This window comes from Flagellimonas yonaguniensis (assembly GCF_029193885.1).
GTDB lineage: Bacteria > Bacteroidota > Bacteroidia > Flavobacteriales > Flavobacteriaceae > Flagellimonas > Flagellimonas yonaguniensis.
The window spans coordinates 107,576-122,376 of record NZ_JARFVB010000008.1; the positions used below are offsets into that span (position 1 = coordinate 107,576).

General features: G+C 38.7%; 12 protein-coding genes. 3 read left to right on the forward strand and 9 right to left on the reverse strand.

What is annotated here, in order from left to right; genetic code table 11:
- Positions 1-23: 23 nt before the first annotated feature.
- The 9 genes from PY092_RS13340 to PY092_RS13380 form a co-directional block, all read right to left on the reverse strand.
- Positions 24-1,244, reverse strand: coding sequence for a FecR family protein (locus PY092_RS13340; RefSeq protein ID WP_275616298.1), 1,221 nt, complete (start codon positions 1,242-1,244; stop codon positions 24-26).
- A gap of 104 nt (positions 1,245-1,348) precedes the next feature.
- Positions 1,349-3,928 (reverse strand): M14 family zinc carboxypeptidase, encoded by a 2,580-nt coding sequence (locus tag PY092_RS13345; RefSeq protein WP_313790224.1) that lies wholly within the window; start codon positions 3,926-3,928, stop codon positions 1,349-1,351.
- A 129-nt stretch (positions 3,929-4,057) separates the two neighbouring features.
- Positions 4,058-4,639 (reverse strand): RNA polymerase sigma factor, encoded by a 582-nt coding sequence (locus PY092_RS13350; RefSeq protein ID WP_275616299.1) that lies wholly within the window; start codon positions 4,637-4,639, stop codon positions 4,058-4,060.
- A 155-nt stretch (positions 4,640-4,794) separates the two neighbouring features.
- Positions 4,795-5,721: a glutaminase gene (locus tag PY092_RS13355; RefSeq protein WP_275616300.1), complete on the reverse strand. Its 927-nt coding sequence runs from the start codon at positions 5,719-5,721 to the stop codon at positions 4,795-4,797.
- An 880-nt stretch (positions 5,722-6,601) separates the two neighbouring features.
- A complete protein-coding gene (locus PY092_RS13360) occupies positions 6,602-7,108 on the reverse strand; it encodes a hypothetical protein (protein WP_275616301.1) in 507 nt (168 codons plus the stop codon).
- 151 nt (positions 7,109-7,259) lie between these two features.
- Positions 7,260-7,646 (reverse strand): hypothetical protein, encoded by a 387-nt coding sequence (locus PY092_RS13365; protein WP_275616302.1) that lies wholly within the window; start codon positions 7,644-7,646, stop codon positions 7,260-7,262.
- Between the two features lie 68 nt (positions 7,647-7,714).
- Complete coding sequence (locus PY092_RS13370; RefSeq protein ID WP_275616303.1) at positions 7,715-8,332, reverse strand: Crp/Fnr family transcriptional regulator; 618 nt, start codon at positions 8,330-8,332, stop codon at positions 7,715-7,717.
- A 112-nt stretch (positions 8,333-8,444) separates the two neighbouring features.
- Positions 8,445-8,909, reverse strand: a complete 465-nt coding sequence (locus PY092_RS13375) for a hypothetical protein (RefSeq protein WP_275616304.1) — start codon at positions 8,907-8,909, stop codon at positions 8,445-8,447.
- The gene (locus tag PY092_RS13380) at positions 8,887-9,426 is read right to left on the reverse strand and encodes a DinB family protein (protein ID WP_275616305.1); all 540 of its coding nucleotides are present in this window, start codon (positions 9,424-9,426) and stop codon (positions 8,887-8,889) included. The genes PY092_RS13375 and PY092_RS13380 overlap by 23 nt, the downstream gene beginning before the upstream one ends.
- 443 nt (positions 9,427-9,869) lie before the next feature.
- Between PY092_RS13380 and PY092_RS13385 the strand changes: the two genes are divergently transcribed.
- The 3 genes from PY092_RS13385 (at position 9,870) to PY092_RS13395 (ending at position 14,793) form a co-directional block, all read left to right on the forward strand.
- The gene (locus PY092_RS13385) at positions 9,870-10,268 is read left to right on the forward strand and encodes a DUF4345 domain-containing protein (RefSeq protein ID WP_275616306.1); all 399 of its coding nucleotides are present in this window, start codon (positions 9,870-9,872) and stop codon (positions 10,266-10,268) included.
- An 18-nt stretch (positions 10,269-10,286) separates the two neighbouring features.
- Positions 10,287-11,000 carry a helix-turn-helix domain-containing protein gene (locus tag PY092_RS13390; RefSeq protein WP_275616307.1) on the forward strand — a complete coding sequence of 238 codons (714 nt, stop codon included), beginning with the start codon at positions 10,287-10,289 and terminating at the stop codon, positions 10,998-11,000.
- Between the two features lie 574 nt (positions 11,001-11,574).
- Complete coding sequence (locus PY092_RS13395) at positions 11,575-14,793, forward strand: SusC/RagA family TonB-linked outer membrane protein (RefSeq protein WP_275616308.1); 3,219 nt, start codon at positions 11,575-11,577, stop codon at positions 14,791-14,793.
- Positions 14,794-14,801: the final 8 nt, after the last annotated feature.

The following is a 14,801-nucleotide window of genomic DNA, read 5'->3' on the forward strand; positions in this document are numbered from 1 at the left end:
ATGGTCGCATTGTGTTTTTGAAATTATTGGTTAATAAATAGTTTTACTTCGTTGTTTGAAATTTCATAGTTGATTCCCTCGGTGTATTTGAGCATCTGTAAAAAATGAGTGAGGTCGTTCTCTTTTTTCAGGGTCCCGGTAAAACGGACATTGCTCAGTTCTTCATCAGAAAGGATAAAGTTTATCCCGTACCAACGGTTGAGTTTTGGGATAAGATCCACAAATTTTTCATCGTTGAAGATCATTCTTCCGGAAGTCCAGGCCACTACTTCTTGAACATCAACGTTTTTAACTTCAATGTTTTCACTGCCCTTGTACGACCGCGCCTGATTGCCGGGTTTGATGACCACACTTTTGTTTGAAGCATTGCTGACTTCCACCGAACCTTCGATCAGGGTTGTACTGGTATATCCATTTTCGGGATAGTTGGATATATTGAACTCGGTCCCCAACACTTTAACACTCAAGTCGGATGATTGCACCGTGAACGGAGCATGCTCGTTTCGGGCCACATCAAAAAATGCCTCTCCAATAAGTGCAACATTTCTTTTGTTGGATTCTTCGGATAAGCCAAATGTCAATATACTGTTTCCATTGAGCTCAATGTTTGTTCCATCCGTAAGGATCACATGATAACGTTTGTCATTTGGGGTGTAAACTTTAAAGGGTTCATCGGAACTTCCTTTTGCATCATCACTGGCCACAAATTTTATTTGTTCATTGGTTACACTTACAAAAATTCCATTGTCGGTCAACCAGTTGTTCTTTGTACTGTCATCAATCACAAAGAATTTATGGTCGGGTGTTTCTATAAGAATGTCCTTACTGTTATATGTCGTGGAAATCAAATGGTTTTCGAAGGCACCATCCATTTTTTCGGAGTAATAATAAATGCCAGAAATGGACAGTAATAGAACCAATATGGCAGCATATTTCAAGACTGTCCGGATTTTGAAGACTTTGGTTTCCGGGGAAATGGTTTTGGTATTGCGTGCTTCGAGCAACTTAATGTACTGCTGTTGTATAAAATCCGATGTTATGTGGTTTTCGTCTGAATCGACATATAGTATCTTGATTTTCTCAATTATACTTGCTGCTTTGTCAAGTATTTCGGCAACGTCTTTTGGAAGCTCTTCCTTAATTCCATTCCAATAGTCTGAATGTTGTTCCCTATCGGAAACGACCCAAGCAATGAAGCTGTCGTTGTTCAAAAGATTGTCAATGGTAATATTGGAATGCTGCATTGGATGCTTTTTTGTTTAAGAGTAGTATTTTGTGTTTTGTACTATGGAAAAAATGTTAAAATTTCTTAAAACACGATATTTTTACAATATTTCAATATGATTCATTAAGGAACATTGATTATTGAACCAAAGAAAATAGCATTGAGAAATAATTTATTGGTGCCATACCATGCTCCTCTAAAATTAGGATTGTCGGCAAACATGATGACTCTTCCTTTTTCAATCCTATCAACAAGCAAAGAAGCCGATTTTTTCATATAATCTTCTATGTAGTGTTCCTGTATATACCCATCAATATGTGGATTTTGGGTGTATTGTGCCACTGTGGAAAATCTATTTTTGCTTGGGGCAATCCAAATACGGTTGTTTTTGTAAACTGGCAATGATCTGTTGTGGTAACCGTACCCCAAAGGGTGTGTGATATCCAAATCCACTTCAAAAATGGCACCCCCTATGTATTCTTTTCCTAGATGTTCCCTAGCCTCGCCATAGTTCAATCTTTCTATGGTTTTTTCGTCCTTAGGTTGATCTATGGAAACAAAATTTTCATTGACCAGCTTTGTTCTGATGGCCCAGGAACTTGCCGTTCTAAGGGTAATCAACGTATTGCCTTGGGCCACCCACGATTTTAATTTGTTGTGGTTTTGTTCGTTCAAGTTGTTGTACCTTCCCGAAACAAGAACAATGGTATTGTACTTGCTCAAATCTGTTCTGTAAAAAATATCTTCGGGTACTTTACTAATGGGCATTTGCATGCGTTGTTCCAATAAATGCCATACCTCGCCAGCTTCATACACCGAAACCCCTCCCTTTACCAACATCATTGCCTTTGGTTTTTTGAGAGTGACAAAATTTGAGCTCCCAAGATCTATTCCCGATGTGCTATACCCAGTTTCCACCTGATATGCCTGTACTTGGGTTTGTGTGCATATTTGGGTTATGGTTTCAAAAAGAACATTGGGTTCCAGCTCCTGTATGTTTTGTGGGATGAGTAAAGTACCTCTGCTAAATGATTTTTTCTCTCCATCGATCATAATGCTAAATGGTTTTTGTGCTGTTTTCACGACCACTCCCTTTTTTTGGAGTTGATACAACGCTGCAGGGGAATAATAATCGTCCCATGGGATGAGATATCCATAAGAGCTCTGTTTTAAAGGGGATAGTTTTATCCTGTTGTTTTCCTTGGTAATTCGTTGCTCTAACTTTGGAAGTTTGGACAATGGACTATATTTCATGTTGTAGAAGTTGACCAATGACCATGAGGAGGCATCGTAAAAGACACTGTCCCTATACTTTTTGTGTGTTTCAAAAAGGGTCTGCACCATTAGATATTGTGGTTGTTCGGAAGGAACTATGTAAGAAGTTTCTTTTTTGAAAACCCCTTTTTCGGTTTCAACATCATTGCCGGTTGTAAAAACTCTTACCTTATGCTTTAACAATAGATCCAAAAAAGCTTTTGTTCTGTTTTTGTCATGATGATCTCCAAAGACATAGCCTTTTATACTGCTTTTTCTAGCTTTGTCAATAGATGTCCTGAAGAATCTGTTTTGATAGTCATAGAGCAGCTCTTTGTTGTTCAAGGCAGCTTTTATGGTGGCCATACTTGTTACATATTGGTTTTTGATGGTAAAAGGAAACGAAAGATTGCCCGTAGGCGTTTCTTGAAGATGACCACGGGAACTGGCCTGTTCAAATAAAATGGCCAAAGAGCCCTGAAGGTCTCCATAAGTGGATCCATACCCCGGATAGGTGGCATCATATTTTTCTTTGGTAAAATATAAGGAGCCAATACTGTCCAGATCAGCGACAAATTGTTTGGCGAAGGTCTTGGTCAAAACGGAGTAGTTCTCATCGGGTGTAACCGGTTCCAGAGAAGCTGAAGGGGGCTTGGGCTCAAAAAAGAAAGTGGAATTGGTGCCCATTTCATGAAAATCGGTCACTACATTTGGGTACCATTCATGAAACCATTCCAAACGGGCATTGCTTTCGGGTTGTACCGCCAAAAGCAAGTCCCTGTTGAGATCGAACCAGTAATGGTTGGTCCTTCCTTGTGGCCATCCCTCGTTGTGCTCTATATCGAACTTGTCTGCCACCAATGGGTTTCCTTTAAATGTATTGACCCAATTGGTGTGCCTATCCCTTCCATCCGGATTAATGGTGGGGTCTAAAAAAATAACAGCGTTATTCATGTAATCGACAACCTCGGGATTATTGGAGGCTATTAGTGTGTAGGCCGTGAGCAATGCGGCCTCTGTTCCAGAGGGTTCATTTCCGTGCACATTATAGGCCAAGTTTATAAATATGGGGAGGTCATTGTAATTGGTGATGTCCGTGTTGTGATCAACAACCTGTAAATGTTTTTTCTTGATTTCGGATAAGTTGCGATGGTTTTCTGGACTTGTTATGGTCAAAATAAATAGTTTCCTATTTTCATTGGTTTTTCCATATTCGGTCATTGTGGCCCTGTCCGAAAGTTCGGCAAGTTTGGTCAAATAGGCCACTACTTGATCATGTCGGGTATGGGAATCCCCAATAGGGTATCCCAAGAACTCTTCAGGAGAAGGAATATTTGATTTAAACGGTTGGTATTTCTCAAAAAAGGTGTTTTGGGAAAAAACAAAGAAGTTTTGAAAAAGTAAAAAGGCCATGATAATGGCCGAGTGGTAGTTGGTTTTTTTCATCATCAAAAAGTGAAGTGTTTATTACAATTACTTTTTATGAGATGTGTTTTCCAAAATGTACCACGTTATTAATGTTAAATTTTTACACTAAATATCAATATACTGGACAAACTATGGAAAAAATGAATTGTTCTAATCCTTGATCAGCAAGAATAGTAAGTGAATGTAATCTTTGCCCAGTGTTCTGAGTTTTTTGATGGCACCGGCCAAAATATTTCGCACGGTTTGGTATTTGATGTTCAAGAGATCGGATATTTCATGGTTATTGAAGTTCTGGAAATATTTCAGGTATACGATTTCCTTTTCCCTTGGACTCAGTTGTTCGATCAGTTTTTTGACTTCTTTCAGTATGGTCTCGTTTTCAATGGGGTCATCATTATCGATGTTTATTTCTTTGGTGAGATGGAATTCGACCTGTTTACTTTTCTTGGTTTTTAAAAGCTGGTTCCTAAAACTTTTAAACAAGTAGGTCTTGACTTTTTTTACCTCCCCAATGCTGTTCTTATAATGGAGTATGTTCAAAAAGGTATCGTGGATGCAATCCTCGACTTCGGTAGGGGGGAGGTATTTTTTCCCAAAATTGTACAGCATTTTATAATGGGTACTGTATAGGGAGCGGAAAGCGTTCATGTCCCCCTCCAGAAAAAGTTTCCATAAATTTTCTTGCTCGGTGTTTTCGGTAGGGCGTAATTCTCTGGGGGTCAACTTTGCCATGCCATCTTTTCTTCCAAAACTTCCGGAGAGGTGTTTTTTGATTCAGCACAACGAACTTAACTGTTTTTAAAGAATAAGCATAATAACCTTAACTGTTTTTAAACAAAATGTAAAATTACCATTGTGTTTTTGGTAAATGTTTCTTCTGAAATGAATTAAAAGATGGAAAGCTCTGTTTCCGTAGTGAACATTTCCAGTGCTTTTATGCCCAGAAGGGAATTTCCTTTTTGGTTTAACCCGGGTGACCATGTGGCAATACAGTATTTTTTGGGATGAATCGCTATAATGCCACCTCCCACACCACTTTTAGCAGGTAAGCCCACATTAAAGGCAAAGCCGCCCACATCATTATAAAAACCACAGGTCAGCATAATGGCGTTCAAACGTTTGGTTTGGGAAGGACTCAAAAACTCTTTGCCAACAATGTTCTTTCCTCCGTTCATCAAGAAATAAAATGATTTGGACAACTGTTCGCAGCTCATTCTCAATGAACATTGTAAGTAATAAAAATCCAAAACTTGCTCTACATCGTTGTGTAGATTATTGAGTGATTTCAGCAAACTGGCAGTTGCATGGTTTCTATGACCGTTTGTTTTTTCCGACTCATATACCTTTTTGTCATAATCAATGGAATTGTCATTGCTCAAGTTTCTGACAAAATCCAAAAAGTCTTTTTCGGGATTTTCCAATTGGGAATATAACATATCACAGATAACCAATGCACCTGCATTGATAAAGGGGTTGTTGGGTATGCCATTCCCTTTTTCTGTCAAGGATAAAAAATTAAAAGGTTCGTGGGTTGGGTCAACACCGACCCTTTTCCATAGATCGGCGCCCAATAGTTGCAATGCGTGGGCTAAACTGAGCACTTTGCAAATACTTTGAATGGAAAAGGGGGTGCAAAAATCACCGATACCTATGGAAGAATCATCAATTGGCCTTAAATGAATGCCAAAGTGTTTAGGATTTACATTTTCCAACTCTGGAATGTATGAAGCTACTTGCCCCCGATCGACTTCCTTGTTCAGCTCAATGTAAATATGTTTTAAGACACTTTCGAAATCAACTTGTTTTTTTGACATGAGCATTGGGGTTTAAGTTTTCGAAATAGAATCTGTTTTGATTTAACTTAGAGACAAATTCCATGGAATGTACTATGTCATCTATGTTAAATTTAGCTGATACTTGTTATACTATAATCGTATTGCCCCCACTTGAATATTTCAGGCGCTTGCCCAAGCTATTATATTTTTCCATGTTACTTGCCATTGCATATTCAAAACCTTTAATGTGCTGAAAAGCAAATAGTTTGACTAATGGAACAAATTCCTTGATATACATGATCCTTTTGGATTGGTCATCTATTTAAAATATAAGAGTTTACCTATTTATGAGCTCAAGATGCAAATTCCCAGGAGTAAATTAATGTACGTGGCACATTAAATGGATATAGGCAAATTCTAGCAAAGAGGTTAATACGGATGAGAGTCCAAGCAGTGAAATTTAAAAAATCGTCAACCAAAAAGCCCACTATAATTAAAAAACCCTCGTAAATCCAGTATTTACGAGGGTGTATGGTGGAGGCGGAGGCACTACTATAACCTATCGCTCAAAACCCTAATAGATATGGGTTTTCCAGCTATTCATAACGGTATCGGCTCGTAGTTGCGTGGTTTAGCACTCAACTTTGCAAGTACAAACCGAACCTGCCTGCCGGCAGGCAGGCTGAAAATCCGCGAGGATTTTCAGAAGTAGGCGAGAACAAGCAATTACTTATAGCTATTGTTGTAAAATGTTTATTATATATTTAGTTTAATCAGAATCAATAGTATTTTTGTCTGTTTTTAATTCATCTTGGTTAAGAAGAATAATTAAATATTAACAAGTCATTTTAAGATTGCTGTTTAAAAAAACCATTGTTTGTAATCATTGGAAACTAATAAAGATTAATTTTAAAGGTGACTATTGTTTATTGAAAACTAAATAATCAATCATTTTCCAATCCATACCATCTTTGCTCATTTCATAGGTCATTTTGAAGCTTTTTTCTGATTTTTTCTCGTAAATGAAATGTTCAAATACTAATCCTTGTCCTGGAAAATATCTATCAGCGGATAAAATTAGTTTTCCATCGACCCATCCATTGCTTGAGAATCTTTTGTGCCCTTGAAGATTGTTTACAGAGTATGCAACAAATTCCCCGGTACTTCTATCTATTCCCCAATAGGACAAAGCTTTGTATTTATTTGGAGGTAAATCGGTATGTTCATAACTTAACCAATTGTTGTTAAGAGTCATTTTAAATGTCAAGTTTGCAGAAATTTTCTTGCCACTACTGAATTCCCCTTCTCCATACCAATTACCAACAAAAAAGTTAATAAAGTCATCCGTTAGCTTGTGATCTGAGTTTTGGGCATTAACAAATGTGAAAGAGCCAATAACAAGTAATAGTATAAAATATTTTTTCATAATTAGAATAATTAGTTTAATCCAGGTTAGATTTTTGCAATGATATTTGAACAGACATTTAGTTGAATTCTTTTTAATGTTTTACAACTTTATGCTCACCGAATGGGTAACTTATTATGAATTGGTATCCCATTATATGAAAAGCGAAGTATTATATCTCTCTGTTTCCTTTGACCAAGTAATGGAACAATCCGATGATAAGCACAATATGTATTATGGAATTTGGGATTATTCCCATTATTTCTGTAATAATTCCCATATAGTAGGCATATACTTCAATAATCAGAAGTCCTAGTTGAATCATGATGATTCCTATAATAACTGCCTTGATTACCCTTGAATAGGACTCATTTCTTATAAAGTATACCATTGTACCTATTGCTATCAGTAAAATACCGACTTCACTCATCCAAACATTAGCCTGCGGATTGTTTACAATACCCTTGCTCTTTAATAATATGGTTGGGAAGCATAAAGCTATTAGGCCGATTACCATTGCTATTACGGCCGATATGGTCAAAAAAGTATTTCTTCTCATCTCAATCAAGTTTTTGGTTTTAATTGTTCAAAATTGATTCTTTTGTTAAAGTATGACATTGATGTAGGTCAATAAATAGTACGAGTTGTTCGTTGAATCGACTTTTTTGCCCTTATGCGACTTAGGTGTTCAGGTGAAATATTAAGATAGCTGGCAATTGTTTTCAATGGTACGCGCTGTAGTAGACCAGGGTAATGTTTTGAAAGATAACAGTAATTTTCCTCGGCAGAGAAAAGACGGATTCTTTCCATGTTCTGCACCATAGCTATATGGGCATTTTCGAGGGCCAACCTTCCCAAACGTTCAAAACACTTGTGCCGATCGTACATGGATTGTAAATATGACCTGTTAATGAATAGAATTTCAGAGTCTTCCAATGCTTGGTAAGCTTTTGTACATGGTCTATGGCTAAGAAAACTATAGTCATCATAGAACAGGCTTTTTTCGAAATAAAAGGCGTGGGTCACCTCTTTGGGACCGAGATACGAATAACTTCTGATCAATCCTGATTGTAGAAAAACCAAACTATCACAAAATTGGTCTTTCTTCCAAAGATGTTCTCCTTTTGATAAGTTTTTACGTTGTAGTCCTTTTATGAAATCCCTCCACTCCAAATCATTGATCTTGACCATGCTATCGAGGACCGTTTTTAACTCATAAGTCTCATTCTGTTGTGGTGCTTTCATTGAAAGGGAATTATTTTGATACATTTCTAAACTGGGCCCATACATTCGTTTTTAAGGAGATGATAATGGATTGGGATTTGTTGACCGAGCACTGTTTCATAAAAGGATATGGTCAATCATTGTTGATTGTTCTATTGCTTCTTGCTTTAGTAAGTTGCAGTCCCGATCGTATGTTGCTAGCGATCAATACAAGGTTGATTGCACCGATTGTCAATTCAATGATCTGCACAATCAAAAAAATATGATCAATGCCCTCATAGGTGGCCCGGTAGTACAGAAAAATTGCCAGTAGTATTAAGATTGCACCATTCATGGCGATAAACTTCATGCGTAGCATTTTGATCAATATTTTTGGGTCTCTTCTTTTTCCTGCCAATTTCTTTCCGGTCAAGCCTAGTATCGGCATGGAAACAATAAGGATGGGAAGTCCGTACAATATGCCTTTTTTAACGCGCTGTATGGTATGGTCGTGTCCTATTATTTCAGCAATCAACGAACTGGCAAAAAAAATGGCAATTGTCATTATAGCGATAACCGTGGCAATAATATGGGCTTTAATCGTTTTGTTTGAATTCATTTTTTCCTAAATATATTGTTTCGAGTATATTGATATGGTGCAAATTGTGTCCAGCAATCATAAAACCAAGTGTCTTTGGAGTAAATTCAACTTGGTTCGCAACCCCCTTAAAGTCCAACATTTTGTCGGTCATATTTTTAAAAAGCAAAATCGAAGATTCCCTTACACATTTATATTCATTTTTTAAATCATTTAATCCGTAGTTTGTTCCATTGAAGTTGTTTACGTACTCATTTTCGTCAAAACCACACAGTGAACTTACATCAAACCTCGAAAATCGTAGGGCACGGTAGGCATATACTCGTTCACAATCGATAATGTGCCTTATAACTTCCTTGGTTGTCCATTTATTCAGTGTATATGCATAATTCTCGTTCTCAGGTTCTATGAAACCGAACACCCTATTGGTTTCCCTTGCACTGTACTCCAGCGCATCCATAAGCTGGTCTGTTGGTATCAGGTCAAAATAAGGGTGGCAATAAATCGGGGCATCCCTATATAATGGATTCCGTGTCATACAAATTTTTGCTTTTGAATGCGTTGTTCAAATTTGCTTTCATTGTGACAAAGTCCACGGTCAAAATGGTTGAACCGCCAATTTTTGAAGATGGGAGATAGAATTTACAGGTTGAAAGTTATTTGGAGCTTAATCAATCGATCAAGATGAATGATGATTTCCGGTTCTATCGTAACACGGGATAAAGATGATGTTGAAACTACATTAAGATAAAAGTCTGGTGGTTTCCTGACCCATCAATAGGGGTATTGTATATCAACGGTCTCGATTTTGTCAACGCCCCTACCAAAAGTGTCGTATAACTCTGGAATATATCAACGATTAAATTTCAATAGGGGAATTGGGCTTTTCAAATAGGAATATGGTCTCTTTAAAAGGGTATTGGTTTAATAATTGCCCCAAAGCCCCCAACTTAACACTAAAGTTTATAACCATATCATAAAATGAACAGAAAAAACCTTCAATTGATAGTTTCATCCATAGTATCTATTACGGTAGGATCGATTTATGGAATTTTTCCACATGTTGTATTTGCCAGAATAACTGGGTTTGAGATTCAATCTTTGGAATTGTCAAATGTATTTAGGGCGATTATGGGATTGTATATCGCTTTTGGATTCTTTTTTATCGTAGCGACAAGGAATCCAAAATACTGGGTAACGGCCACTCTGCTAAGTATTCTATTTACAGGGGGGCTTGCCTTTGGGAGAGTTGCAAGTACAATGATCGATGGTGTGTCCATGATCTTTACCGTGGCTTTGATCATCGAATTCACAATAATGTTCTGGGGCATTGGAAATTTGATAAAGTATGATGGTTCCTTCATGTCCAACCCTCAATAAAGCAATAATTTTATTCCAATGGATAATATAAGCTTAAGCATAACGGTCTACGGTAAATATTCCCTGTTGTATGCAGTGGGATTCTGGACCTTGTTTTCCATGTTTTCTTGGCTCAAACATAAGATTGGCAAATTCATTGGTCAGTTTATGTTGTATTTGTTCTTTGCCGTATTGTCTTTCATAACATTTTATAGTTTGATTTGGGCAGGGGGAAAGCTGCAAAATCTAATTGTATATAGTGTACTGGTACCTTTCTTATTTTATAGATTGATTGTGTTTTTTCCTTTTTTAAGACCCAAATGGGTAAGTAGGAGCAAAGATCAATTAACACCTTTAAAAGGGCAGAAGGACATCAAGTATCAAAAAACGGGTTTGTCAAGTGCTTATTCCAAGGAATTGAAGGAAAGACTAGAGAAACTCATGGAGGTGGAAGGTCTGTTTATGGATCCAGAACTCCGCTTGGATAGGTTGGCTCATCTATTAAATGTTTCTAGGCACCATGCTTCTCAAGTAATCAATGAGAATTTTGATATGAATTTTAACGACTACATCAACGGTCTAAGAATCCAAGAAGCTAAGAAAAGACTGAAATTGGATTTTGCAAATTCTTCCGAGACCATGTCCGACCTTGCTTATTCGTGCGGATTCAACAATAGGGCCTCCTTTTATAGGGCATTTAAAAAAGACACTCATCTTACTCCTAAAGAATTTATGCAATCGGCAGGTTCATAGGTAAATGGTGTTTTTATTAGTTTCCGATCTTTCAATTTACTCGGACTGCTCTGTAATTTTTAGCGCCAGTTTTTCTGTCATAGCCTGAATTTTCATGGAAAGTTGCATGCTTGATCGTATCGATGGAGTCTTTTCGAATTGTTCCCATACTTCTATGCTCTGGATAAGTTGTTTTTTTCGGCATGAATGTTCGGCCCCATGCTCATTGAACATTATCTCTACTTTTCTTTCAAGGTAATTGCAAGCGATATTTTCCAATGGTTATTTACTCCAGATTTGTGGTCGACCTTAGGTTGGGAAACTATGCCATTGATCCTCGGCATCAGTATCCATTGGGGTAGGCTAATCTGTATCATATGTTCGGGAAATGTGTGGAGCCTTATAAGCATAGACAAAATGAGGTATTCCTTTTCCTTGTTTTGCTTTGCATTCCACAAGGTCGGGGTACCCAAATATTGCTCTTTCGATATTGAGTTTTCATTTTTTCGGAAGTTTTTTGAATTAGGCCCTTAAGCAAGATTTGCTGCCCCGCCTTGATTGGATGCTTTCACTAACTAAATCAATTTTTATGGTAATGAAATATTATGTAATGATGTTTGTGTCGCTCCTTTGTTTTTCTATTGGAGCATACGCACAGGAAATGAATGTGTCCGGGACTGTGACCGACACATCGGGAATGCCCCTTCCAGGGGTGTCCATTGTTGTCGTTGGATCGACCAATGGAACACAGACGGACTTTGATGGTAATTATTCCATTTCGGCTAACAAAGGTCAAACGCTACGTTTTAGCTACATTGGGCAAAAGACAGTGGAGCGGACGGTCGGTACGTCAAAGGTCATCGATGTCACTCTTGAAGAAGATGCCCAGGCCCTCGACGAAGTGGTTGTAACGGCCATGGGTATTGCCCGGGAGAAAAAGTCACTTGGGTATGCTACCCAAGAAGTTCAAGGGGATGAGGTAAGTGCCGTTAAGGCTCCCAATTTTGTGAACTCTTTATCGGGAAAAATTGCCGGTATTGATGTTAAAAGTAGTGGAACCATGGGTGGTTCCGCGAATGTGGTCATCAGGGGATACTCCTCCATAAACAACAGTAACCAAGCCTTGTTTGTTGTAGATGGGGTGCCAATTAGCAATGTCAATAACAATGGTGCCACCCAAGAAACCGGTAGAGGAGGCTATGATTATGGAAATGCCGCTGCGGACATCAACCCGGAGGATATAGAATCCATTAATGTCCTAAAAGGTGGTGCGGCTACAGCACTTTATGGTTATAGGGCATCGAACGGTGTAATTGTAATAACAACAAAAAAGGGAAAACGTAACAAAGGAATTGGGGTAACGGTAAATTCTTCCGTTATGTTCAACCAATACAACCCAGATACTTTTGCGGAGTACCAAGATGAGTATGGGGCCGGTTATTCTGATATTTTTCATCCGGGAGGGTTTTACTTTGTGGATCAAGACAATGATGGTGTTGAAGAGCCTTATGTCTTGGCGGATTGGGATGGGTCTTTCGGGGTCGTGCCATTTGATCAAAACCTAATGGTTTATCAGTGGGACTCTTTTTACCCTCAACTGGAAGATACTTACGGAGTGGCAACACCTTGGGTGGCGGCCAAAAATGGACCAGCATCCGTATTTGAAACCGGTGTAACCCTGTTCAGAAGTGTATCCTTGGATGGAGGTAGCGATAAAGGCCAGTTTAAACTGGGATATACCAAATTGAACCAAAAGGGAATCATGCCCAATAGCCAAATCACAAGGGATAACTTCGATTTTTACGCTAGCCATGATTTTACCGATAAATTGACCGCGGCGGCCAAAGTGACTTATGTTAAGACCACAGGTAAAGGGCGTTACGGAACAGGTTACGATTCGCAGAACTTTATGCAAACGGCCAGACAGTGGTGGCAGACCAATGTTGATGTACAGGAGCAGAAGGACGCTTATTTTGCCACCCGTGAGAACATAACTTGGAATACAAGTTATATTAATCAAGACCTACATCCCATTTATCACGATAACGTGTATTGGATGCGTCACGAGAATTATGAGACCGATTTAAGAAATCGAGTATATGGTAATGTCAATTTGAACTATAAGGTCAATGATTGGCTTGAGATTTTTGGCAGGGTCTCCTTGGACAATTACTCCGGGAATCAGGAAGAGCGCATCAATAATCATAGTACATCAGTTTCCCAGTATAGTCTTTATACCGAGAATTTCAATGAGATGAACTATGACCTCATGTTCAATTTTGAGAAAGATCTTACCGATAAGATCAATCTTCGAGGGACCTTGGGAACCAATATTATGCGCCAGAAATACTCCACCTTCAGGGCGTCCACCAATGGAGGGATCAATGTTGATCGTTTGTATGCACTGAGTAATTCGGTGAACCCGATAGATGCTCCATCTCAATATGAATACTCCATGGGAGTGGACGGTTATTATGCCAATGCCTCTATCGGATATGATGGACTGGTGTTCTTGGAGGGATCCTATAGATATGATGTGTCATCGACTTTACCAAGTGATAACAATAGCTATGATTATTATGGACTTTCAGGGAGTTTTGTTTTTTCAGAGCTTTTTGAGTCCGAGTTTTTACCATTCGCCAAATTGCGATTGGGATATGCAAGGACAGGTAACTCTGCTCAGCCATTGACTCTTTATAATACTTACGATTTGAACACTCCTGTTGGGGGACAGCCTTCAGGATCATTGCCTAGTACCAATAACAATTCAAATTTGACCAACGAAAGTTCAGAGGAAAAAGAGATTGGATTGGAGATGGCTTTTAAGAACAGAAGATTTGGTTTTGATCTTTCGTTGTACGATAAGAGGTCATTTGACCTTCTCAATAACATAGCGGTTACGCCGGCAATAGGGTATTCCGGACAATGGATCAATACCGGTGAGATGGAGAACAAAGGGATTGAAGTGGCCTTATGGGGAACACCTTTGAAAACTTTGGATTTTTCATGGAATGTAAATGTGAGCTGGGGCCAAAACAGAAATAAAGTATTGTCGCTGCCACAGGATTTGCCAGCCTTGCAATTGGCCAGTGTCCAATCCGGACTTTCCATCAATGCAGTGGTAGGGGAGGCATTTGGTACACTATATGGGTCTGATTTTGTCTATTTGGATGGCCAACGTGTTATCGACGAGAATGGCAACTATGCCGTTACCGAAAGCCAAAACGAAAATTTGGGAACCTTTCAACCCGATTGGAAGGGAGGTATAAAGAACACGTTCAACTATAAGGATTTCTCCCTGAGCTTTTTGATAGATGTTCAAGAAGGAGGAAAGGTATTCTCCTTGGACACATGGTACGGAATGGCCACGGGATTATATCCAGAAACGGCTGGATTGAATGAATTGGGAAATCCGGTAAGGACTCCGGTTACTGACGATTCAGATAGTGGGGGGATATTATTGGAAGGCGTCCAAGCAGATGGCTCCCCCAATACAGTGAGGGCAAGTATGGATAGTTACGCCAACACCTTGGGGTATGCTGCTGCGCCGCACGCCCTACATGTTTATGATGCCAGTTTTGTTAAACTAAGGGAGGTGGCACTTACCTACTCATTGCCCCAAACACTTATTGCGAACACTTTTCTAAAGGGGGTCACTTTGTCGGCCACGGGAAGAAACTTGTGGATCATTCATAAAAACATTCCCTATAGTGACCCAGAGGCAGGTTTGAGCTCCGGTAACATACAGGGTTATCAATCAGGTGCATACCCATCCACAAAAGATTATGGATTTAGTGTAAAACTGCAATTTTAAAAAAGTAA

Excerpts from the sequence above, each read along its gene's own strand:
- PY092_RS13340 (WP_275616298.1), bottom strand. The coding sequence starts at position 1,244 with ATGCAGCATTCCAATATTACCATTGACAATCTTTTGAACAACGACAGC.
- PY092_RS13345 (WP_313790224.1), bottom strand. The coding sequence starts at position 3,928 with ATGATGAAAAAAACCAACTACCACTCGGCCATTATCATGGCCTTTTTA.
- PY092_RS13350 (WP_275616299.1), bottom strand. The coding sequence starts at position 4,639 with ATGGCAAAGTTGACCCCCAGAGAATTACGCCCTACCGAAAACACCGAG.
- PY092_RS13355 (WP_275616300.1), bottom strand. The coding sequence starts at position 5,721 with ATGTCAAAAAAACAAGTTGATTTCGAAAGTGTCTTAAAACATATTTAC.
- PY092_RS13360 (WP_275616301.1), bottom strand. The coding sequence starts at position 7,108 with ATGAAAAAATATTTTATACTATTACTTGTTATTGGCTCTTTCACATTT.
- PY092_RS13365 (WP_275616302.1), bottom strand. The coding sequence starts at position 7,646 with ATGAGAAGAAATACTTTTTTGACCATATCGGCCGTAATAGCAATGGTA.
- PY092_RS13370 (WP_275616303.1), bottom strand. The coding sequence starts at position 8,332 with ATGAAAGCACCACAACAGAATGAGACTTATGAGTTAAAAACGGTCCTC.
- PY092_RS13375 (WP_275616304.1), bottom strand. The coding sequence starts at position 8,909 with ATGAATTCAAACAAAACGATTAAAGCCCATATTATTGCCACGGTTATC.
- PY092_RS13380 (WP_275616305.1), bottom strand. The coding sequence starts at position 9,426 with ATGACACGGAATCCATTATATAGGGATGCCCCGATTTATTGCCACCCT.
- PY092_RS13385 (WP_275616306.1), top strand. The coding sequence starts at position 9,870 with ATGAACAGAAAAAACCTTCAATTGATAGTTTCATCCATAGTATCTATT.
- PY092_RS13390 (WP_275616307.1), top strand. The coding sequence starts at position 10,287 with ATGGATAATATAAGCTTAAGCATAACGGTCTACGGTAAATATTCCCTG.
- PY092_RS13395 (WP_275616308.1), top strand. The coding sequence starts at position 11,575 with ATGAAATATTATGTAATGATGTTTGTGTCGCTCCTTTGTTTTTCTATT.